Source organism: Peribacillus sp. FSL M8-0224, assembly GCF_038003055.1.
GTDB classification, from domain to species: domain Bacteria; phylum Bacillota; class Bacilli; order Bacillales; family DSM-1321; genus Peribacillus; species Peribacillus frigoritolerans.
In genome coordinates this window covers 513,106-536,027 of the sequence record NZ_JBBOOJ010000001.1, presented here as the reverse complement: position 1 = coordinate 536,027, position 22,922 = coordinate 513,106, and the positions used below count along the sequence as shown (strand labels likewise).

The following is a 22,922-nucleotide window of genomic DNA, read 5'->3' as shown; positions in this document are numbered from 1 at the left end:
CCTTATTGGATTGAAGAAATTTGCGACACTCCTGCCGAATAACTGGCTAGCCGAGACCCCGCAGGCGCTTGCGCCGAGGAGGCTTGGCAGACAGTCGGCGGAAAGGGACGGATTTTTGAAACCAACTGCAATTTTTTCAAAGAAAAACTGAGGTTGGTCTCATCCCGAAGTATGTTTAAGATTAGTTTATCCTACATGCTTTTTCCTGTAATCCTTATTGGATTGAAGAAATTTGCGACACTCCTGCCGAATAACTGGCTAGCCGAGACCCCGCAGGCGCTTGCGCCGAGGAGGCTTGGCAGACAGTCGGCGGAAAGGGAGCGGATTTCTGAAATCAACTGCAACTTTTTCAAAGAAAAACTGAGAGTTGGTCTCATCCCGAAGCATGTTTAAGATAAGTTTATCCTTCATGTTTTTTTCTTGTAATCCTTATTGGATTGAAGAAATTTGCGACACTCCTGCCGAATAACTGGCTAGCCGAGACCCCGCAGGCGCTTGCGCCGAGGAGGCTTGGCAGACAGTCGGCGGAAAGGGACGGATTTTTGAAACCAACTGCAATTTTTTCAAAGAAAAACTGAGGTTGGTCTCATCCCGAAGTATGTTTAAGATTAGTTTATCCTACATGCTTTTTCCTGTAATCCTTATTGGATTGAAGAAATTTGCGACACTCCTGCCGAATAACTGGCTAGCCGAGACCCCGCAGGCGCTTGCGCCGAGGAGGCTTGGCAGACAGTCGGCGGAAAGGGAGCGGATTTCTGAAATCAACTGCAATTTTTTCAAGAATAAACTCATTTTCAACATACATATGTTAAAATAACCAATGAACCAATCATCCTACAAATTCGAGGTGTGTATCTTGACCATATCTAAAACAAATCGCTTATCACTTGTAGAGCAAGTGGTTTCCCAAATCGAATCGTTAATCGAATCAGGTGAATGGAAAATAGGAAATCAAATTCCCCCTGAAATGGATTTGATCCAACAGTTCGATGTAAGCAGAAATACATTAAGGGAAGCTGTACGATCACTTGTTTATGCAGGGCTTTTAGTAACGAAACAAGGAAAGGGGACATTCGTAAGGTCATCAAGTGCCTTGGGGGCTGCAATTGAAAGAAGGATCCAGCAGTCAAGTATATTAGAAACGTTAGAGGTCCGTCATGCCCTTGAAAGAGAAGGAGCTCAGTTAGCGGCATTAAGACGTAATCAAGAAGATATAGAACAATTGCGGTTTCATATATCAGCATGCAGCAGAGCTGCCGAAGCAAAGGATATCAAGGCCTACGAAGAAGCGGATATACAGTTACATAAATCGATTATGGTTTCATCACATAATGATTTATTGATTGATTTGTACGAGCATATGGAACACTCCCTGCATGAATCCATCCATCAGATAGTGGAGATGAGTTCTGATGTGAACTTTCATTTGAACATTCATTGCAAACTTATAGATGCCATCATCGAACAAGATGTGAACCGGTCAATCGAAACAGTGAATGAATACATTGCACAATTCAAAAAATCTTTAGAGTAGTAAGGAGGAGATTATGGGCATTCATCAAGCGGCAAATCAACTAGAACAAAGAAAAATGGATATTAAACCCAGAGTAGGACTGCTCATCATCGGAATCATTCTTCTTGGGGCAAATCTGAGGGCTCCCTTAACATCGGTTGGACCCCTTGTCACTTCGATCCGTGATAACTTGGGGATTTCCAATACATTATCAGGATCATTAACGACATTGCCTTTGCTTTCCTTCGCTTTATTATCACCGTTTGCACCAAGGATAGCACGGCGTTTTGGAATGGAGCTTACACTTTTCCTTTCCTTGGTATTATTAACGATCGGAATTGGGATACGCTCAGTTGGCGGAGTGCCGACATTGTTCATAGGGACCATTTTAATCGGGTTAGCCATTGCAATAGGCAATGTTTTGTTACCCAGTCTGATTAAACATAACTTTGCCAGGAACATCGGTTTGATGACAGGAACCTATGCTGTTTCCATGAATTTATGCGGCGCAATAGGTTCTGGGATCAGCATTCCCCTTGCTTCTTCATCCGGATTGGGATGGGCTGGTGCCCTTGGATGTTGGGGGATTTTATCACTTATTACAGTTTTCTTATGGATGCCGCAATTAAGACGGCCATTCAACTCAGGTAAGGATGTACAAACGGCGCAAAAGGATAAAAAGATTAACTTATGGCGTTCTGGTTTAGCCTGGCAGATTACATTCTTCATGGGTTTGCAATCGTTTATTTTCTATACAGTAATTACCTGGATGCCTGAAATCCTGGAGCAAAAAGGCCTGAATGCTGATGAAGCTGGCTGGATGCTATCCATCATGCAGCTTGCAGTCATTCCCATAACATTCCTTGTGCCAATTTTAGCTGGACGCTTACAAAGTCAGCGTCTGTTAGTGGTCCCGCCTGTCATCTTCCTTATATCAGGGATATTCGGCATATTATCCGGAAGCACTCTCTTCATCCCAGTATGCATGATATTGATTGGGATTGGAGTCGGAACCATATTCAGTTTATCGATGATGTTCTTTAGTCTTCGAACACAAAGCACCCATGAAGCGACTGAATTATCAGGAATGGCACAATCATTCGGGTACCTCTTAGCTGCCATTGGACCGGTATTATTCGGATTGCTTCATGACATTACCCACAGCTGGACTCTTCCCTTACTGATGTTGGCCGCTATATCGGCACTTATTTTCATTGTTGGAATGCGTGCAGGAAATAATGAATATGTAACGACTCAATAAAGCCAGTAAAGATATAAAAGGTCCTAAACGGCCATGGCCCCGGTATTGTACCGGGGCCATTTACATACCAGCCACTGATAGCGGTAAGACAGGTTCCTATTCCGTGTTTTTAATTTCGAATAAAGAGAGTGGTCTGTGGTTTAAATAGAGAAGGAATATATGGCGTTCTCGCTTTGGTCATTTCGCGGCTCCCTTATCTTTAGTAAAAATTATCAACCTTTAACTCTGTCAGATAAGAAAGTTTCACCTTCTCCATTTGGAGAAAAAGAAATGACCTAGGCTTAGAGGAGGTAAATTTATTTGCTGCATATTACGGTTCTTTATCAGTGGGGTAAGTACAAAGTGAATAAATGCCTTAAGACTTATATCAATCATATCAATCATTGTCTTCTTCAAATGGATATAAAATATTAGGATTTAAACCATACCGATCAATGAAATTCTTTCGAGTGAACATCTTGATTTCTTTTAATTCAGAGGGAGTTGGAAATGAAGAAACTTTATATACAGGAATGTGTTCAATATTAATTAACTGCCCTAAATCTGTGGTTATTAAGATATCAAACCCATTTTTTCTGAAAAGTGAGTCTATATCGGAAAAATCCATTACATAAATATTTAGCTTGTTTCCGAAATGATGTTTTAATATCTCACGAATATAATCTTTCTCTACATATGATCGGCAAATTAATGCAGTCTCTATAACCATTTGGTTTTGTTTTCTTAAAATTGAAGCTTGTACCAACATGAATATCTCTAATATTTCTATATTTTCAAAAGAAATAGCAAATTCATCCGATATGTATTGTGCTATTTCGTCAATGATTACAAATAACTCATTATTCTCAAAATAAGGAACGAATTGTAAAATATTATTTATTCTCGTATCCGTTTTTAACTGTAAGTCAAACGATATCCCACGAAGAGTTTGTGCAAATTCGTACATGAAAATATCATCCTGAGAAACATCCAGCCCAATTTTCTTTGATAGATTACTTAAAAATTGACCTAAAGGCTTACCGCTATCCGAATTGAGTTTGGAACGAATGTACCGAAGTTCTTGGGTACGATTTAAAGACATTTCTTCGCTCATAAAATATAAAGAAAAAAATAAAATTTCAGAAATCTGTTTCTCCCTATTTGGACATTTCACCATGAATTTAAATAGTTTCTTTGATATTTCGAATGCTGTGGATGTAACATTTTCATCTATAACCACTTTTGGTAATGTCACAAAACAATTATGATTTATTCGAATGTTGGAGATATGAAGGATTATCGCTAGTCTTTGTATGGCACCCATGTGTAAAGAAGTTGAATGTTCCTTCAATAGCTCCAATAAAGTGTCTTGAAACTCCTTAAGATTAAAGGAAGTAATAAAATCATTTAAATTGCCGGACATATACTCTACATACTGCATGATGAATCTTCTAATCTTTATTTCATCCCCAACAATTTTAAACGGACTATTTGATAATTGAACTTCGGCATTTTTTAATACTTCTTCTATTTTTTCTAACTGTCGGTACACTGTGGAGCGACTAATATGTACTTTTTGAGTAATATATTTAATCGTCACTCCATTGTTAAAAAGAATTAATTCCAAGGTTTGAAAATAGGTGTTTTCACTTTTAAGATGAAACCAAAGCTCTTCTAAGGTGCCGTTTTTAGGTTTCATTAACCTTACGCCCTGCATTTCATTCTTATCAAGTTTCCATTCAGTTGGAAGATTTGAACTCATATGCAATATATCCCGCCATAATGTGCTTTTCGAATAACCAGTTTTTTTTGCTAGCACTGTTAAACTACACCAGTTATCCTCATAAAATAAATGATACAGCAGTTTTGAATAGCGGTCAGTAAATCGATTCATAAAATCACCTTTAACTTTATTGATTTTCATATCTTTTCTTATTAAAACCATTAATATATGAATTGAGCATTAATGCCTAATATTTATGATTTCCCCACGCCTTTTTTTAAAGTAACAGAAAACACACACTACTTACTACCCAAATTTACCATAATTTTATTCCTGCGTCGTTTCATATGTGGTTTGTGAAAATCAATTATTGAAACTTATCTTAGATGTAACAAGCATGACCAGTTGGATACTATCAACAAACTATGTGTAGTTGTAAGGTTTAAAATGAAGATGCAGTAAATAAATAACCCAAATTAACAATGACGCATTTCATTTTTGAAACAATTTCTTTTGCATTATCAATCGTTAAGCAATAATGGTTTTCTTTACAGCTTTCATTTGTTCCGACAAAAAAAACACCTCATTCTTTTATAGAGGATTAAAGAGAAATACACCTTAAAAGAATGCAGTGCTTACTATTTATATGAGCAAAGCCTCAAAAGCAGTGCTCCATGTAAAAAATCGGTAAAGAGGTTTTGAAAATGAAAAGTTAAATTCATGGAAGACATCCATATTGAGGAGGAACAAATTATTCATAATTTTTATACATTCCCCAACAAGGTTCAATAGAATATTTAAGATACATCGTCTTTATATTAATGATGAATCAAGAAAAAGACTGTGTAGAATTGCAACCGCTACTCAACAATTTTCATAAGTGGACCCCTTTTGTAGATTCTCTACATAAGCCAGGTCAGTCTTTATCAAATGGGATATATGCGCTAATTCGAATTTCTCATGCTTAGCATCAAAGGAGAGAAGCTCGACTTTTAAATCATTTCTATAGATATAAATAATTTTATATTCCCTTGATTTATAAATCACTTTATCACCAATCTTCATAAGCACGCTCATTTCTAATGTAGATTTAAAAACGCTCCCCAAAAATGAAATCATTTTCAAAAGATAAGGATGATATAGGGGAATTCATCCAGGATCCTCCTTATCACAAATGATGGTATGCAGCTCTATCGCTTTTATATTTTCAACCAGCCTTTTTCTTGTAAGCTCAATCTCTCTGAAATTCAAACCATTTCGTTTATTGCTTAAACACACTAGATTGTCGATATCTTGATAAATCTGTTTAAATGTAATTCTCATATTTTGGTTTGCCTCCTTTTCATTGTAAGGAAGGTTACTTTTATATCGGGCTGTTTAGCTTATCTGCTAAATGTGACTGCATGAAACAGTTCCTTTAATGAATTGACCCATATCACACGACGAAAGAATCATCGGGCCAATTTGGACGGTTCAAGTACTTCCTTTACAATTTCCACGACCCGATCTTGATCCTCACATGTCATACCCGAACCGGACGGCAAACATAAACCTTGGTCAAATAACATACTTGAAATGCTTTTATCACCGCTTTCTGCAAAAAATGCTGCATTTTTAAAGACAGGCTGCAAATGCAATGGTTTCCATACTGGTCTGGATTCAATATTTCCTGCTTCTAACGCATTAATCACGTCACTGGATCGTACTCCATTGATATTGTCGTCTATTGTTAATGCGGTAAGCCAGCGATTTCCCATCGTATCTTTTAATTCAGGCATGAAGGTAATGCCAGGTATGTTCCCCAACGATTTTTTATACCGATCAAAAATTCCCCTCCGAACTTTTACACGGTCATCCAATACTTCTAATTGGGCACGGCCGATTCCAGCTAGAATATTGCTTAAACGATAGTTATATCCAATCGAGCTATGCTGATAATGAAGCGCTGGATCACGTGCTTGTGTAGATAGGAAGAGGGCCTTATGTAAGTATTCCTCGTTATTTGAAACCAGCATCCCCCCTCCAGAAGTTGTTATGATTTTATTTCCATTAAACGAATAAATCCCTATATCACCAACCGCTCCCGTTTGCCTCCCCTTGTATGTGCCTCCAAGAGATTCGGCCGCATCCTCTATTAAAGCAACCTTATATTTCCCGCAAATGCCCTTGATCTCATCTACCTTTGCACTTTGTCCAAATAGATGGACCAAAATAACAGCTTTTGGAATTTCCCGATTTTTCTTCGCATATTCCAAAGCCAGTTCCAATGCCTTAGGTGACATATTCCATGTATCAGATTCGGAATCAATAAAAACAGGATTCGCACCTTGATAGATGATAGGATTTGCACTGGCTATAAAAGTTAATGAAGAACAAAATACAGTATCACCAGTGGTGACGCCCAATACTTGCAAGGCCAAATGAATGGCTGCAGTTCCTGAACTTACTGCCAACGCCCCCTTAGTGCCTGCATATTTAGCAAACTCTTCTTCCAAAGCTTTTACGTTCGGTCCTAGTGGCGCTATCCAGTTTGTCTCGAACGCTTGGCTAATGTACATTTGTTCATTCCCACTCATATGAGGAGGCGAAAGATACAATCTTTTATTCTTCATCCCACACACTCCTTATTTATATTATCCTAGCTGGGGACCCCACAGCGGTAGATGCATCAGAAATGTCTTTAATAACGGTTGACCCGGCACCAACCGTACACCATTCCCCTATCGTTATGCTTGGTATGACCGTTGATCCAGCTCCTATCAAGGTACCAGTTCCTACCTTAACAGCTCCTGTCAGGGTAGCACTTGGTGCTATATGGATAAAGTCATCAAGATGGGTATCATGCTCAATGACTGAAGACGTATTAACAATGACGTGATTCCCCACTTTAGCGCCAGCGTTCAAGACGACATTAGGCATAATGACCGTTCCTTTACCTATCGAGACATTTTTACCCACTTTAGCAGTTGGATGAATGACTGTCTCATAATCCATTACATCTAAATTCAGTTCGTTGACGATTTTTACTCTTAAATCGTTCCTGCCTATCGCAATAATTACCTTATATTCAAAATGAATAAACAAGCTTCTATAGCTTAAGATGGGACCAAAATATACATTTCCCTTTCTTTTCAGCACTTCGTATTGATCATCTAAAATAGCCATGAGACGATATTCCCCCATTGCTTCAACAATATCTTGAACAACTTTTGAGTGCCCGCCAGCACCTATTATTACGATTTTCTTCAATTCAAATCACTTCTCACATCATCAAATTTGGAGTTACTTTAAGATAACTATCTAGAGAACCTGGACATTATCCAGCTGTTTCCTCCAGGTTCAATTTCATTTGATTTTTGTTACATCACACAATCATTCATCCTATTATCCAACAAATTTTTGGGTTGTGACATGTCCTTCCTGGGTAATGGCTTCTTGTTTACATACCTTAATCAAGGTATGGTATATGATCTTCATATCCAGTAAAAAGGATTGATTTTCAACGTACCAGACATCAAGCTCAAACTTCTTCTCCCACGAGATTGCATTTCGTCCATTCACTTGGGCCCAACCCGTCATTCCAGGCCGGACATCATGCCTCCTTGCTTGTTCGGAAGTATATAATGGAAGATATTCCATTAATAATGGCCGTGGGCCTACAAAACTCACATCTCCTTTCATGACATTAAATAATTGAGGTAATTCATCTAAACTTAATTTTCTAAGTAATTTCCCAAAATCGGTTAATCTCTTCTCATCAGGAACCAAATCCCCTTTTTCATCTTTTTCATCTGTCATCGTTCTGAACTTATACAAATAAAACGGTTTGCCATTAAGCCCTGGCCGCTCCTGCTTAAAAATGACAGGTGAACCTAATTTCAAACGGATGAGGATGAAGATAAACAGCATAAGAAGTGAACAGGATATAAGCGCAAGACAAGATATCAAAAATTCAAAAGCCCGTTTCATTTTTTCCTCCCAAATTATCATTGTGTATCGTTATCAAGTTAACGAATTTCTTCGATCTTTATTCTTACTTCGCTTTAACACTTTTAAAAAGGTGAATATATTGCCCAATTTCATTCATTGAAAAACACAAATTATTAAATTTGTTTGAATGTGTAACACTTGCTTTACCCTTTCTGATAATTGCTATCATCACCCGGAAATAAGCCATTATCACGGTATGGGAATTTCATTTCTCTCCCTATAATTTGCCAACTTTAACATTCTATCTTTTAACGTTTCTTCACTCAAGACATCATATGTCGTGATAATATCTTTTATTGCACTCCAATTTACTTCTCTTGGTTTTCCAATATGGATTTGCGGGTAGATCTGATTTAAGTAAACTTCGTCTTCCCCAAGCAGTTCTTCGTATAATTTTTCACCTGGCCGGATTCCAGTAAAAGTTATCCCAATGTCTTCAACAGTGTAGCCTGACAGTTGGATGAGCTTTTTAGCAAAATCGACAATTTTGACAGGTTCGCCCATATCTAGTACGAATACCTCCCCGCCTTTTGCCAGAACTCCAGCCTGAATGACTAATCTTGAAGCTTCTGGAATCGTCATGAAATAGCGAATCATATCCGGATGAGTGACTGTCAAAGGTCCCCCTTTTTTTATTTGTTTTTTGAAGAGTGGGATGACACTGCCATTACTGCCAAGTACATTTCCAAATCGGACCGTTACAAATTTAGTATGATTTGACAAACTCTTAGACTGGATCATCATCTCGGCTAAACATTTAGAAGCACCCATTATACTTGTCGGATTGACGGCTTTATCTGAAGAAACCATGACAAAAATATCCACCATGCCTGCCTCCGATGCCTCTGCAACATTCATCGTGCCTATCATATTATTTTTCACCGCTTCTTTAGGGTTGGACTCCATAAGGGGTACATGTTTATGGGCGGCTGCATGATAAACGATATTAGGCAGATGAAGGTCGATTACTTGAAACATCCTCCTGCGGTCCTGAATGTCTGCAATTTCGGTCACGATCTCAATTGTATCTGCATAAACCTCCCGCAATTCCAACTCGATTGCATATATGCTGTTTTCACCATGCCCGAGCAATACAATTTTAGCTGGATTATACTTCATGATCTGGCGACAGATTTCAGACCCAATTGAACCGCCTGCACCTGTTACTAAAATAGTGCTATCAACAATCTTTTCTGAAATCCCTTCATCATCAAGTTGAACGGGTAATCGCCCCAATAAGTCTTCCATCTGGATATCTTGCAATTCATTAATTGGAACCCCGCCTTGGACAATCGCTTCCAGGCTAGGGACAATTTGAGTCTTTTTGCAAGCTTTGATGCATTCCGAAAGAATCGTATTTATTTCTTCTCTTTTCAAAGAAGGGATTGCAATCACGATATGTTCGATCTTGTATTGCTCGACCACTTGAGAAATATGTTTTGTTACTGCTACTATAGGTATATTGAAGATTTCTAAACTTAGCTTCGCTTTATCATCATCAACGAATGCAACCGGGACTAAGTCTATATTGCTGGATTTTAACAACCGACTCGTTATCATCGTCCCTGCAGACCCTGCTCCAACGACCAACGTTCTTTTTTTATTGGGTGATTGCTTAATGTATCTTTCAAAATAGATCCTCCATGCCAAACGTGAGCACCCAATCATGGTCATATATAGAATACAAGTAATGAAAAGTTCTCTACTATATAGAAAATGGGTAAAGTATAGCTGAAAGGCGGCCGTAATGGTAATAGAAAAGGCTGTTAATTTGAATATATTGAACATTTCCTTGATACTGGCGTATTCCCAAGCCTTTTTATACTGTTTCAAATAAGCAGTAAAGAAATAATGACACACAAGCAAAATAAGCGTAATTATCATTGTAAATGCTGGTATTTCATCATACGGATGTATTAACCAGTAACTTAAAAATACAGCCATCACAACAACCAAAGCGTCCAGAAAGACTAATGTGAAAAGCCGGTTATAGTATGTCAAATCTACTTCTCCCCAAATTAATATTTTTATTCAAACAAGAATTCTTTAACTTTCATCCCGCATAATACATTCTCGGCATTTTCATTAAAGGCGTCGACTATTTCCGGTCCGAAATTCTTTTCAATCAACTTATGTGCTTCCCTGAGTTGAAAACCTCTGTTACCAACATTATGAGCATCTGATGCAATAAAATGAGAAAGACCTGATTGAACTAAATATTTGGAAAACCTTTTTGTTCTCCATCCGAATTTACCCGTGATGCTCCCTGCCGTTATTTGTGAATACGCACCCTTCCAAATCATTTCTTTTAGAAGTTGCGGATTTTTTATTATTTCCAAGTTCCGCTCTGGATGAGCAATGATCGGCGTCAGCCTTCTCAATTGCAGATCATAAATTAATCGTTCCGTATACCTTGGCACATGGTTTGAAGGCAGTTCGAGAAGGATGTACTGCGAACCATTCAAGCCCATGATTTCGTTATTATCATAATCATCTGAAAGCTCATCGGATATCCTGATTTCCTGACCTGGCCATACTTTTAGCCGGATTTCCAGTTCATCTAGCACCTGGTTCAATTTTGCAGCTTCATTCACGACTTTTTGCTTATCATTTTCATATATCCCCTTATTATAATGAGGGGTTGCTATAATGTTGGAAATCCCTTGATCTACAGCTTTTCTCGCCATTTCTATACTTTCTTGGATATCTCCAGCACCATCATCCATCTTCGGTAAAATATGACTATGAATATCAATCATCGTTATCCCCTCTTTAACCTAACCCGAATGCTATATTTAACAACTTTCAAACTACTTATTTTATTTTCCATAGTAGTAGTATTCGTCAGGATATTTTTGTTTTTTCTTATTTAGGATTGCTCCCAAAAGCTTTGCATTTGCATTCTCAAGTAACTCCTTCGCTTTTTGTGCTTGATGTATTTCAGTGCTCCCGCTGCTCAACACCAAAACCACGCCGTCTGTCATACTCGCTAGTACTTGAGCATCTGTGACTGCATTGACAGGCGGTGTGTCCAGAATTACTAAATCATAATGCTGCTTTGCTTCCTCCAACACCGTCACCATTCCGTTAGACCCAAGCAACTCCGATGGGTTTGGAGGGATTGGTCCACTTGTCAACACATCTAAATTGGGATAAATGGAAGGTTGTACAGCATCAAGCAATTGATTTTGCTTTGATATGATATTCGTTAACCCCAAGTAATTCTCCATATTAAAGTTAGTATGAACACTCGGCTTTCTCAAATCTGCATCTATGATGAGAATGCGTTTCCCTTGCTGAGAAAAAACTGCTGCGACATTGATCGAAGTCGTCGATTTTCCCTCACCAGCATTTGCAGAGGTAAAAATCATCGACTTTATGTCTTTTTCCACAGCGGAAAATTGAAGGTTCGTTCGAATCGTCCTATATTGCTCCACAACCGGTGACTTCGATTTCAACATGGAAATACTACTTCTTTTTTTTATCTCCATCGTTTTATGTCGTTTTTTGCGTGTCAAGCTTTTCACCTCTTGAGGTTCTGATTACAGATTTTTAATTTCCGTTTTTTTTTATTTTCGATTAAATTTACGATGCCTAGCATCGGGATCTTTAAATGTTCTTCAATATCAGACTCAACCTTGATTGTCTTGTCGAAAAATTCGATCATGAATGTAAGAATTAAACTTATGATTAACCCTGCAAAACATGCAACGATCGTATTCATGATCGGATTCGGTTTTATAGGTGAGGAATTATCTCCTATATTTGCTTTGGATAAGACATTGACATTGTCAACATTCATAAGCGTTTTTATTTCATCTTGGAATATATCCGTAATTGCACTTGCAACACTAACAGCAATTTTAGGGTCAGCACCCTCAACCTTAATGGTGAAAATTTGTGAATTCCCATTACTGACAATTTTGATTTGTTCCGATAATGCTGAATTTGATATGTCAAGATTCAGTCTTTCTTTAACTTTTTCTAACATCATTGGACTTTTTATGATTTCGCTGTACGTTTCAATCAATTGAATATTGGTTTGAATCTCTCCTACATTGTAAAGTTCTGACTTTTCTTTAGATTGATTGACTAAGATTTGTGTAGAAGCTTGGTAAACAGGTGAAAGAATGAAAAAGCTAACGATTCCCGTCATTGCCGTCAATAAGGTTGTAAAGATGATAATAAGCACGATGCGTTTTTTTATCATTTGAAAAAGATCTTTTATATTGAGTGCCTCCGCCATTCAATCAACTCCAATCCATGTAAAATACTTTCCGTTTATCCATTTCTAATTTCCAATTCCTATAATTTTGCGACCTTATCAGAAAGCAGTCCATTTTCCTCCATCACATTTTTGGAATCGAATATTAATGAAGCATGATCATGGACACTTTTCCAGTCAAAACAATTGTGTGGTGTTCCAATGACAACTAAATCGGCTTTTTGAAGAATGGCAGCATCGTATTTTACCACCTGTAGAACCTGTTCATTGATTCGAATTTCTTTTGCATAGGGTTCGATGACAGTTAGATTCTGGACCTTGTTTTGTAATCGTTCAAGTAAGCGGACGACCGGGCTTTCCCTTAAATCATCAATATCACTTTTGTAAGTTGCACCTAAAACCACAACATGTGAGTGTTTCATGAGCTTGTCATTGGCTGCAAGCAGTTCAAGGATGCGCGTATAAGAATAGTGAATCATTCCGTCATTAATATCCCCAGCCAATTCAATCATTTTTGTCCGATGACCATGTTCTTTTGCTTTATAGAGCAAGTAGTATGGATCGACCGGTATGCAATGCCCGCCGACACCAATGCCTGGGGTGAATTTCATGAACCCGTATGGTTTTGAAGAAGCCGCATCGATCGTTTCCCATATGTCAATTTCCAAATCATTACATAAAACCGTCATTTCATTGACCAAAGCCATGTTAATCCATCGGAAAGTGTTCTCAAAGATTTTGCTTAATTCTGCAACACGAATCCCCTTAACACGATGAGCTGTCGGACCGATGAACTTGCAAGCTAGACCTGTACAGGTTTCCGTCATTCCCCCCACAACCTTTGGAGTGTTGCTCAAATTAAACCTTTTATTTCCCGGATCTATTCTTTCCGGGGAATATGCTACAAAAAGGTTCTTCCCAATCCCATAGCCTCTTTCTATTAATGGTGTACAGATATATTCTTCTGTCGTTCCTGGATATGTTGTACTTTCCAAAATAACCAATGTACCTTCTTTCACATGTTCAGCGACAATTCTCCCTACATCCCTAACATACGAGATATCAGGTTCCTTCAAATTATTAACTGGGGTCGGAACACAAATCAAAAGGACATTCATGTCTCCAAGCAGCTTCATATCCGTCGTCGCTGTAAATTGCTTTTGGCTTATCAATTCTCTAAGCCCGTCATTATCTACATCATTGATATAGTTGATTCCGCTATTTAAACTTTCCACTTTTGTCTCAGAGACATCGAATCCTGTCACCTTATAACCTTTAGATGCATAATGGCAAGCAGTTGGGAGACCAACATAACCCAATCCAATCACTCCGACTTTAGCGGTCTTGTTCTTTAATTCTCTTAGCAAAGCTGATTTGTGCGAGTATTGGCCATTATTTTTTTGTTGCTCTCTTTCTCGTTTTATCGCTGTTATCATGATTCAATCCTCCATTTCCCTTACCAGAACATAACGAACATTTAAAATTAGTAGGCCACAATGAAATTTCAATACAAAAAAACTAGCAAATTCCTAACGATATCTTTCTTAATCAGCAAAGTTGACCAGATATATCATTTTTTATGATTGAAATACATACCTAGAGTTCCGCCTTGAAAATTCGCCTTGTAAGTTTCCCATTAATTTTTATCGTCAGCATTAATAAATTATCATATTTATTTTTGTTGCTGGTTCCAGATTTCGAATGAAGCGTTCTGTTTTTGATTCATCTACCTAATTAACCAGGATCACCTATTCTTTTGACGTGAGGTAAAACCATAAAGCCCCGTACAAGTGCATGGTTAGGGTAAAACTAATTCTGATTTAGCAACACACCTATATCCATAATTAAATATTTCATTTTGAATCAGACTTAATCCCACACATTTCACATTTATAATGGACGTCCCTCAAAATAAATTGGCAAACAGCTATAAAAACGAACATAGTCTTTTTCTATCCATACTCCATTCTTCTTATCGTTCAGGAAATGCAAATCCCCCGATTAAATGGCCTTTAAACGGGGTGCCATTCATCGGGGGAACTCCAATGTTCAGTCAGATCGTAAATTACATACTACTTTTCAGATGCGTCCTCTGTCATGTCCTTCACTTTGTTAATAATCCATTCCTGCTTATCTTTCGTTTCAGTATTTTCATACTGCACCTTGTAAGGTCCCTTTCCTTCAATCACATAGTACCCATTTCCTTTTACACTTTTTCCAGGAGCCAGTTTCGTGCCAAGATTATCTCCTGGATAGATACGTAGTTTTTTATCCTTTTGATTCCATACCGACATTTCAAAAACGTCTACAAATTTTTCTTCTGCCGTTTTATTAGTTGCCTTCAGCTGTAACTGCAAAACTTTTTTCCCTTTTTGATCTGGATGCTCGAGCTGTAATGCTTCTTCAATCCAAATACTTACGCCAGATATGTCTTTCTCCTGTCCTGCATCACCTTTAGCGGTGGAGTCCGTTTGCTTTGGCACTCCTCCCGGTTCATCCTTAGTATCCTTTTCTCCTGACATGCAGCCTGTCAAAAATATGGTTAAAGTTAATATACAGATCCAAATACCTCTGAATCTTCTCTTCAATATCATGATTCCACTCCTTTAAAAAAATATATATCCTTCTTAATGAGAGATTCTTCAGTACCTTTGATCTCATTTAAAAAATTGGACTTCATTTTGAAACGAAAAAATACTCAAACACTTTAAGAAGAACCCGCTTCCAAAAGGAGAGGCCTTCTTACATCATTATCACTTTGATTATTTCACTATTGTTTTTGCTATTTCTCCTCCAACTACTAGAGGTCCATTGTCAACTTCAATGACATCTCCCGCTTGCAATCTTCGAGTAACCCCATTTTCATCCATAATAAACCGGCTGTAAATTTGGTAACTTCCATCTGGATTAATGGTTCCGGCCCCAGTCTGAGTAAGGGACACTGTTCTCTGCGCTTTTCCATTCACTAGCAACCGGAGACTCTTAGTTCCCTCCGGCGCCTTGCCCGTAACATAATCTGCATTAGGTGCTACAGGATTCACCTGGAGTTTCTCCGCTTCCTTGATTACCGTAGTATGAGCTTGTAGGTTCGATGGAGTCCGGACACCGTAGTCAACCGTTACGATATCGCCTACTTGTAGGGTTTTATTATTTCCATTCCCATCTACTCCTACATACTTACTGTATATACTAAATGTTCCATCTTCATTGACAGGTGCCGTTCGCAGTGCTTCGCCATTTACCAACAAGCGTACAATCGTTGCTCCTTCAGGTGCAGTTCCTGATATCACTTCTGCATTTGGGTACACAGTATTGAGCTTAACAGGTTCACTCGGCATAAACTGTACTACCTTAACAGATGAGCTATCGCTGACATTTCCCGCTGCGTCTGTAAGGGTAACATTAATAACCGCATGGACTGGTTGATTTGGAATCGCAACCGCGAATTTCCCGTCTGGGCCTACAACTCCGGTATATTTCTTGGAATTAATGGTGACGGTCACATTTGCTTCAGGTTCACCGCTTCCTGTTACTTCTTTACTGTTTGTTGTAACTTCATTTAGTTTCGGTGCATTTGGAGCCGTTATATCTTTATCCAATAAATCTTGCGCTTTGTTCAGTAAATCTTGCAGACGGTCTTTTTCTGCACCTTCCGGAAGCTTATTGACCGCTTTTTGTGCTTCATCAATCGCCCCTTGATCCGTCGTGTCTTCCAATGTATCGAACTTATCATCCGTGAACAGATCTTCCACTTTGTTCTTCGCATCGGTTAGATCTTTTTCTGCCTGTTCTTTTTTATTCAATAAATCTTGCGCTTTGTTCAATAAGTCTTGCAGACGATCTTTTTCCGCACCTTCCGGAAGCTTATTGACCGCTTTTTGTGCTTCATCAATCGCCCCTTGATCCGTCGTTCCTTCCAATGTATCGAACTTATCATCCGTGAACAGATCTTCCACTTTGTTTTTCGCATCGGTTAAATCTTTTTCTGCCTGTTCTTTTTTATTCAATAAATCTTGCGCTTTGTTCAATAAGTCTTGCAGACGGTCTTTTTCCGCACCTTCAGGAAGCTTATTGACCGCTTCTTGTGCTTCGTCAATCGCCCCTTGATCCGTCGTTCCCTCCAATGTATCGAACTTATCATCCGTGAACAGGTCTTCCACTTTGTTCTTCGCATCGGTTAGGTCTTTTTCTGCTTGTTCTTTTTTGTTCAATAGATCTTTCGCTTTGTTCAGTAAGTCTTGCAGACGGTCTTTTTCCGCACCTTCCGGAAGCTTATTGACCGCTTTTTGTGCTTCATCAATCGCCCCTTGATCCGTCGTTCCCTCCAATGTATCGAACTTATCATCCGTGAACAGATCTTCCACTTTGTTCTTCGCATCGGTTAAATCTTTTTCTGCTTGTTCTTTTTTGTTCAATAGATCTTTCGCTTTGTTCAGTAAGTCTTGCAGACGGTCTTTTTCCGCACCTTCAGGAAGCTTATTGACCGCTTCTTGTGCTTCGTCAATCGCCCCTTGATCCGTCGTTCCCTCCAATGTATCGAACTTATCGTCCGTGAACAGGTCTTCCACTTTGTTCTTCGCATCGGTTAGGTCTTTTTCTGCTTGTTCTTTTTTGTTCAATAGATCTTTCGCTTTGTTCAGTAAGTCTTGTAATCGATTTTTTTCAGGACCGGCTGGTAATTTATTGACTGCATTTTGGGCTTCGTCAATCGCTGCTTGATTCGTCGAACCTTTCAATGTGTCGAACTTGTTATCCGTGAACAGATCTTCCACTTTGTTCTTCGCATCGGTTAGGTCTTTTTCTGCTTGTTCTTTTTTGTTCAATAGATCTTTCGCTTTGTTCAGTAAGTCTTGTAATCGATTTTTTTCAGGACCGGCTGGTAATTTATTGACTGCATTTTGGGCTTCGTCAATCGCTGCTTGATTCGTCGAACCTTTCAATGTGTCGAACTTGTTATCCGTGAACAGATCTTCCACTTTGTTCTTCGCATCGGTTAGGTCTTTTTCTGCTTGTTCTTTTTTGTTCAATAGATCTTTCGCTTTGTTCAGTAAATCTTGTAATCGATTTTTTTCAGGACCGGCTGGTAATTTATTGACTGCATTTTGGGCTTCGTCAATCGCTGCTTGATTCGTCGAACCTTTCAATGTGTCGAACTTGTTATCCATGAACAGATTTTCTACTTTGTTCTTCGCATCAGCCAATTCTCTTTCTTCTTGTGTATCTCTTAACTCAATCTGTTTGGTTTTAAACATGTACATATCTACTTTAGGAGTTTCTGACCAGAGGTACCCATTTGGGCGATAATTAGCTGCCCATTTAAAAGGGTCACCACCCCAGCCTTTATACATTTTGGTAGGGGTATTGGACGTGTCCTCCCAAATTCTAAACTCATCCGTTTCCACATGAAAACTCAAGCTTTGTCCATTATCAAAGGCCGTCTTATTACGCGAGGATATTAAAACATGCTTTGGTTTGGTAAAATACATATCCGCTGCATATGGTGCATACATTGCAACTCCATTTTCTGTACGCACATTAAGTTTTGCCTTTTCATTAATCCTTACATTATTATAAAACGAGAGCATAGCTGATGTATCTGTACCTTCTCTAGTCATATTCAATTCTGCCTCTGAATCCACTTTGAAATCTCGCAATGCCCCATCGTACGTAAAACTTTTTTGCCCAATAATATTCACTTTTGCATTTTTGCCAATTACTAAACTGCCATAATCATTTGTCGCATAAAATATTGCTTGCCCACTTTTTTTAGTATAAATATCCAGTCTCGCATTAGGTGCGACTACAAAATTAGGTAGTTTTGCAACAGTCCAAATAACGGAATAGGCACTATCATGAACTATGGAAGTGTCACCTTGAAATTCCACATCTCCTATTTCAGCCATTTCTTGACCCGTAATGTTTATGGTGTTTAATCCTTTAAAAGTTGCTTTTCCACCTTTGTTGTAAATCATTTGCGGTCCACTATATGTTACATTCTCAAATGTTTGTTCTACACCATTTAATCCATTCCCTATTGCAATTACACCATAAGGGTTGTTACCTATAATATTTATATTCTTTATAGTGGTACTTTGTAATTCGTATGCATACCCATAATATATGCTATCCAAATTCCCTGTTCTTCCAGTTTGCGTTAACGTATAGTTATTTCCATCAATCACTATATTTGTTTTTTTTGCCTGAATTTTAATTGTGCCACTTACATCAATATTTCTTCCAAATTTGACTGTCGTTATTCCGTTATCTCCTTCTAACGCAGCCTTTAACTCCGCATAATTGTTGACGACCGCTTCGTTGGCCATCAAAGCTCTTGCCGCTTTACTCTGTGATTGGGTTTCCTTTGTTTTTGTACGCGATTCCTGACCTTTGGTCTCAGACTCTTGCGCATTCGTAACTTCCTTATTTGGTGTTGATGATTCCTCCGCAAATCCTGCACTTGGGATTAATAGAGAACTTGCTAAAAGAAATGATGTTGTCATAACGTTGATAGGTTTTAACATTTTACTTTTCTTCATAAATGAAACGCTCCTCATAACTTAATTTTACTTACAAGATTAATATACTTTTTTTCGACAAGTACCTCGTTCCAATAATGACTCATAAAAAATCATTTTAGGAACCACATTAGAGCATTAAACATCAATTTTAATGTGATTATTTTCATTTATGGCGATGTGTTTAATCGGGAGAAATGATCCTGCAATTTATAAAAGCCTATCTTCTTATCAAATCCACCGTAAAATTCAAACTTTCTGTCTGGGGTTACAATCATTATGGTTACATAACTAAAAATGTGATAAGAGAAACCATAGGTTCCCTCTTATCACATTTTCCCTTATCCTATTTGGTTATTAGTTTCATTCCCTGAAGAGTTACTTCTATTTATCAACGTTCCGTCGGATTACATGAACTATCATCCAGTGCATAAGTGGCAACTCCGGTACATATTCCGTAACCTCCTTACATATCACTTTTACATTTATTCACCCTTTTTTTCCTTGGGCACTTTTAAGAAAGGATAGTGACGTTATTAAAATGAGGGTGATTTTCAGCTTATTTATTTCTTGTTCATTTAATAAAAGATACATCAAAAATAAGACTAAGAAGGCTTGAATAAAATAGATCCTGTATTTCAAAAGGATGGACCAAATTTGTGACATCCATAGTAAAAAAAGTTAAATGGCTTCGACATCATCTTTCTCCTTTATCATGATGTTGATATTATCTAGATTTATATTCTCGCATCATTATATACAAATAGGTGAATGGCGGTATTTCATAATGTAAAAACATTGGTTCAGAAAAAAAATGCCGTTCATTTTTAATAAATGGAACTTTGCTCTGTTTTTTTTTCATTAGATTTTGAACATGTTTGTGCTAATCAGAGTGAGCGGATGATTTTTCTTCAGAGGAACTAAGTTTGAATGAAATCGTGTAGAAAAAAAAAAAAAAAAAGAGTGGAAATCGCAAATATTTTATTTCTTAAAAGATCAAAAAAATCATTCTTAATTCAGGGAAATTAAAACAACCTGCCCCCTAGGAACATAGGGAACAGGCAGCCTGAGTGTTTATCCAAGGCACAATGTTTTGGAGCCGCTCAGAGAATAGGGTCTTCTTTTACAATGGGGTTTAGGGGAAAGAAGGGACCTCACTGCTACTTTATTTTATAACATATACAAAATCAGATCGTTCCAAAAATGAAATGATATAAACCATTATTAATATTTCGCCTTCCGTAAGAAATCATCAAACTGGTAAATTAGGATTGAAACGGAGTGTCATGAACGAAAATCCTAACTTTATATATTGAATTTATGAACAAATGTATTCATCTGCCTCATAGGGAGATATGTTCAAATCGTTCGATTAGTCACCAACTAGATCTGAATATTTTTAAATCAGATTGATCGATAAATAAAAAAAGATTGTAGAGAGAATAACGCTTTCCCTACAATCCAGAACAAGCTAACTTATTTATTTAAGCATACTTCTCACTTTCCTCATCTTTAAAAAAGCTCTTCATTGCATGGAAAACATCAGCCTTTTGCTTAAGGATATAGTACCTGAATTTTTCATTATCGATGTTCTTATAAGCTGTCATCAATGTCGAATGGCGATTGTATTGATTGACTTCCCCATATCCGAACATATTGGAAACCTTCATGAGTTCTTCGACAAGCTTAACGCATCGGACGTTATCGGATGTTAGGTTATCACCATCGGAAAAGTGAAACGGATAGATATTAAACTTCGCGGGGTCATATTTATGATCAATAAGTTCTAATGCTTTTCGGTATACGGACGAACAAATCGTACCGCCGCTTTCCCCTTTTGAAAAGAAATCCTCTTCCGGAACTACTTTCGCTTCTGTATGATGGGCAATGAACTCGATTTCCACGGTTTCATATTTTGTCCGCAAGAAACGGTTCATCCAAAAGAAAAAGCTTCGAGCCATATATTTTTCCCATAACCCCATACTTCCGGAAGTATCCATCATTGCCAGTACAACTGCTTTGGAATCAGGTTTTTGAACCTCATTCCAGGTTTTGAATTTAAAGTCTTCCTTATAAATAGGATGAAAACCTGGGTCCCCCCTTAAGGCGTTCCGTTTGAATGCGGATATCATCGTTTTCTTTTTATCGATATTTCCCATTAGGCCTGTCTTTCGGATGTCGTTGAATTCAATATGTTCAAGAGTGTGCTCCGCATGTTCTTTCTTCTGAAGATTAGGGAGTTCCAATTGACTGAACAGGGCTTCCTCCAATTCCATCATCGACACTTCGGCTTCATAATAATCCTCGCCGGCTTTGTCACCTGCACCTTGGCCCTTACCGGCTCCGGCATCGGACGGTGAGCCATCCCTTGCGACTACATCCCCCACTTTACTGTCTCCATCGCCTTGCCCTACATGTTTGTTCTTATCATAATTATAACGAATTTTGTATTCATCCAAGGAGCGAATGGGGATCTTGATGACATCCCGGCCATTGGACATTACGATGCTTTCTTCTGAAATTAGATCAGGCAAATTATTCTTGATCGCTTCCTGCACCTTTTCCTGATGACGTTGTTGATCATCATAGCCTTTCCGATGGAGGGTCCAATTTTCCTGTGAGATTACATACTGTTGATTACTCTCTTCCGACATTCTCTTCCCCCCTTAAAATTGTTTGCACGCTTTTCATCATTCCTTCATATAATAAGTTAGTGTGGGAATGCCCACATCATTCCGGTTTTCCATTGAAAAATACAGTGCGAAAAAACGGATGAAAAGAAAAGTATTACTCTATCTTATGCAGCGACGCAGGATAATTTACAACAAAATTAATAATGGATGTTTGCCCATGAACTAGACAAGTCCTGACAGGGGCGTTAAAGGTCCTGTCAGGTTATTTCTAAAAAAGAAATATAACAAAACGAACAGACCTGATGATTGTCAGGTCTGTTCGTTTTTTCATTCATTGGATTGTAGATCACTTTAAGCCAGAAATAATGGAGCTGCAAAAGGCTTCCAAGGACATCTATAAAAACAATGAAACACAACAAAAAAGGTGCCCGCAGTTTTTTCTGGACACCCCTTTTACACAGATAGAATGATTCTGGTTGTCATATTCGTCAATCTTCCTCTATTTCATGTTGAACTGTACCTGGGCGTTTATCCCACTCTTTCAATTCTTCATTCGTCCTTTGATTTTCCATCTGCTTTCCAAGTTCTTTCATCTCTTCATAATCCTTAGCCATGGAGCTATTTTCCGGTACATGTTCTTTTTTCAGTTCCTCTTTGCTCATTTGCCATCACCTCTACTTATTGATACCCAATATTACCATATCCGAAACGTAACATATCTAATGGAAATATGGGGTATAGATAAAACATTATGATCAAATGTAAGGAGGTGCAAGATTTATGCAAACAACTACCCTTTATGTAAAGGAAGCAACGTCAGAAGGCCCTATTTTAAATCTGGAGTCCATACTTTTGAAAACGGAAGGTGTGGAACGTGCGATCATCGATGTTGATGATGGGGAAATTAAAATCGACCATAGCGAAGAAAAACTATCACCGAATCAACTTATTACACTTATTGAACAGTATGGCTTGAATGTAACTAAATAGAAATCAATAGCACCGGGCTTCCTCCATTAAGAAAGGCCCGGTGCTTTGTTGAGTTATAATATCTATAAACACCGTTTAACGCCTTCAAAAGAT

Annotated in this window: 17 protein-coding genes; 3 read left to right on the top strand and 14 right to left on the bottom strand. The window is 38.1% G+C overall.

Features of this window, described 5'->3' with window-relative positions; translation table 11 throughout:
* The first annotated feature begins 856 nt into the window (after positions 1 to 856).
* Complete coding sequence (locus tag MKX49_RS02560) at positions 857 to 1,534, top strand: FadR/GntR family transcriptional regulator (RefSeq protein ID WP_340874708.1); 678 nt, start codon at positions 857 to 859, stop codon at positions 1,532 to 1,534.
* 13 nt (positions 1,535 to 1,547) lie between these two features.
* Positions 1,548 to 2,774: a CynX/NimT family MFS transporter gene (locus MKX49_RS02555; RefSeq protein WP_421161763.1), complete on the top strand. Its 1,227-nt coding sequence runs from the start codon at positions 1,548 to 1,550 to the stop codon at positions 2,772 to 2,774.
* Positions 2,775 to 3,150: 376 nt separating this feature from the next.
* On the opposite strand, the gene MKX49_RS02550 is transcribed toward MKX49_RS02555, so the two are convergent.
* The 14 genes from MKX49_RS02550 to MKX49_RS02485 all read right to left on the bottom strand — a co-directional run bounded on the left by MKX49_RS02550 (position 3,151) and on the right by MKX49_RS02485 (position 22,501).
* Positions 3,151 to 4,677, bottom strand: a complete 1,527-nt coding sequence (locus MKX49_RS02550) for a BglG family transcription antiterminator (RefSeq protein ID WP_340874706.1) — start codon at positions 4,675 to 4,677, stop codon at positions 3,151 to 3,153.
* A 948-nt stretch (positions 4,678 to 5,625) separates the two neighbouring features.
* Complete coding sequence (locus tag MKX49_RS02545) at positions 5,626 to 5,799, bottom strand: hypothetical protein (protein ID WP_202315312.1); 174 nt, start codon at positions 5,797 to 5,799, stop codon at positions 5,626 to 5,628.
* Positions 5,800 to 5,927: 128 nt separating this feature from the next.
* Positions 5,928 to 7,088, bottom strand: a complete 1,161-nt coding sequence (locus MKX49_RS02540; RefSeq protein WP_340874702.1) for a DegT/DnrJ/EryC1/StrS family aminotransferase — start codon at positions 7,086 to 7,088, stop codon at positions 5,928 to 5,930.
* 16 nt (positions 7,089 to 7,104) lie between these two features.
* Complete coding sequence (locus MKX49_RS02535) at positions 7,105 to 7,725, bottom strand: acetyltransferase (protein ID WP_340874699.1); 621 nt, start codon at positions 7,723 to 7,725, stop codon at positions 7,105 to 7,107.
* A gap of 135 nt (positions 7,726 to 7,860) precedes the next feature.
* Complete coding sequence (locus tag MKX49_RS02530) at positions 7,861 to 8,445, bottom strand: sugar transferase (protein WP_323597792.1); 585 nt, start codon at positions 8,443 to 8,445, stop codon at positions 7,861 to 7,863.
* Positions 8,446 to 8,655: 210 nt separating this feature from the next.
* On the bottom strand, positions 8,656 to 10,467 hold the full coding sequence (locus MKX49_RS02525; RefSeq protein WP_340874696.1) for a polysaccharide biosynthesis protein: 1,812 nt from the start codon (positions 10,465 to 10,467) through the stop codon (positions 8,656 to 8,658).
* A 26-nt stretch (positions 10,468 to 10,493) separates the two neighbouring features.
* On the bottom strand, positions 10,494 to 11,225 hold the full coding sequence (locus MKX49_RS02520; protein WP_340874695.1) for a tyrosine-protein phosphatase: 732 nt from the start codon (positions 11,223 to 11,225) through the stop codon (positions 10,494 to 10,496).
* Between the two features lie 60 nt (positions 11,226 to 11,285).
* Positions 11,286 to 11,993 (bottom strand): CpsD/CapB family tyrosine-protein kinase, encoded by a 708-nt coding sequence (locus MKX49_RS02515; RefSeq protein ID WP_340874694.1) that lies wholly within the window; start codon positions 11,991 to 11,993, stop codon positions 11,286 to 11,288.
* Positions 11,990 to 12,712 (bottom strand): YveK family protein, encoded by a 723-nt coding sequence (locus MKX49_RS02510; RefSeq protein WP_340874693.1) that lies wholly within the window; start codon positions 12,710 to 12,712, stop codon positions 11,990 to 11,992. Before MKX49_RS02510 ends, MKX49_RS02515 begins: the two co-directional genes overlap by 4 nt.
* A 59-nt stretch (positions 12,713 to 12,771) precedes the next feature.
* The gene (locus MKX49_RS02505; RefSeq protein WP_323597787.1) at positions 12,772 to 14,127 is read right to left on the bottom strand and encodes a nucleotide sugar dehydrogenase; all 1,356 of its coding nucleotides are present in this window, start codon (positions 14,125 to 14,127) and stop codon (positions 12,772 to 12,774) included.
* A 636-nt stretch (positions 14,128 to 14,763) separates the two neighbouring features.
* Positions 14,764 to 15,285 carry a hypothetical protein gene (locus MKX49_RS02500; RefSeq protein ID WP_340874688.1) on the bottom strand — a complete coding sequence of 174 codons (522 nt, stop codon included), beginning with the start codon at positions 15,283 to 15,285 and terminating at the stop codon, positions 14,764 to 14,766.
* Between the two features lie 168 nt (positions 15,286 to 15,453).
* Positions 15,454 to 19,227: a toxin Cry1Ac domain D-VI-related protein gene (locus MKX49_RS02495; protein WP_340874686.1), complete on the bottom strand. Its 3,774-nt coding sequence runs from the start codon at positions 19,225 to 19,227 to the stop codon at positions 15,454 to 15,456.
* Positions 19,228 to 20,690: 1,463 nt separating this feature from the next.
* Entirely contained in the window at positions 20,691 to 21,860 is a 1,170-nt protein-coding gene (gene yhbH, locus MKX49_RS02490; RefSeq protein WP_323599560.1) for a sporulation protein YhbH, read from the bottom strand.
* Positions 21,861 to 22,327: 467 nt separating this feature from the next.
* Entirely contained in the window at positions 22,328 to 22,501 is a 174-nt protein-coding gene (locus MKX49_RS02485) for a hypothetical protein (protein ID WP_340874682.1), read from the bottom strand.
* Positions 22,502 to 22,619: 118 nt separating this feature from the next.
* On the opposite strand from MKX49_RS02485, the gene MKX49_RS02480 reads away from it, so the two are divergent.
* A complete protein-coding gene (locus tag MKX49_RS02480; protein ID WP_034315156.1) occupies positions 22,620 to 22,829 on the top strand; it encodes a metal ABC transporter ATPase in 210 nt (69 codons plus the stop codon).
* Positions 22,830 to 22,922: the final 93 nt, after the last annotated feature.

Excerpts from the sequence above, each read along its gene's own strand:
- MKX49_RS02555 (WP_421161763.1), top strand. The coding sequence starts at position 1,548 with ATGGGCATTCATCAAGCGGCAAATCAACTAGAACAAAGAAAAATGGAT.
- MKX49_RS02550 (WP_340874706.1), bottom strand. The coding sequence starts at position 4,677 with ATGAAAATCAATAAAGTTAAAGGTGATTTTATGAATCGATTTACTGAC.
- MKX49_RS02545 (WP_202315312.1), bottom strand. The coding sequence starts at position 5,799 with ATGAGAATTACATTTAAACAGATTTATCAAGATATCGACAATCTAGTG.
- MKX49_RS02540 (WP_340874702.1), bottom strand. The coding sequence starts at position 7,088 with ATGAAGAATAAAAGATTGTATCTTTCGCCTCCTCATATGAGTGGGAAT.
- MKX49_RS02530 (WP_323597792.1), bottom strand. The coding sequence starts at position 8,445 with ATGAAACGGGCTTTTGAATTTTTGATATCTTGTCTTGCGCTTATATCC.
- MKX49_RS02520 (WP_340874695.1), bottom strand. The coding sequence starts at position 11,225 with ATGATTGATATTCATAGTCATATTTTACCGAAGATGGATGATGGTGCT.
- MKX49_RS02510 (WP_340874693.1), bottom strand. The coding sequence starts at position 12,712 with ATGGCGGAGGCACTCAATATAAAAGATCTTTTTCAAATGATAAAAAAA.
- MKX49_RS02505 (WP_323597787.1), bottom strand. The coding sequence starts at position 14,127 with ATGATAACAGCGATAAAACGAGAAAGAGAGCAACAAAAAAATAATGGC.
- MKX49_RS02500 (WP_340874688.1), bottom strand. The coding sequence starts at position 15,285 with ATGATATTGAAGAGAAGATTCAGAGGTATTTGGATCTGTATATTAACT.
- MKX49_RS02495 (WP_340874686.1), bottom strand. The coding sequence starts at position 19,227 with ATGAAGAAAAGTAAAATGTTAAAACCTATCAACGTTATGACAACATCA.
- yhbH (WP_323599560.1), bottom strand. The coding sequence starts at position 21,860 with ATGTCGGAAGAGAGTAATCAACAGTATGTAATCTCACAGGAAAATTGG.
- MKX49_RS02485 (WP_340874682.1), bottom strand. The coding sequence starts at position 22,501 with ATGAGCAAAGAGGAACTGAAAAAAGAACATGTACCGGAAAATAGCTCC.
- MKX49_RS02480 (WP_034315156.1), top strand. The coding sequence starts at position 22,620 with ATGCAAACAACTACCCTTTATGTAAAGGAAGCAACGTCAGAAGGCCCT.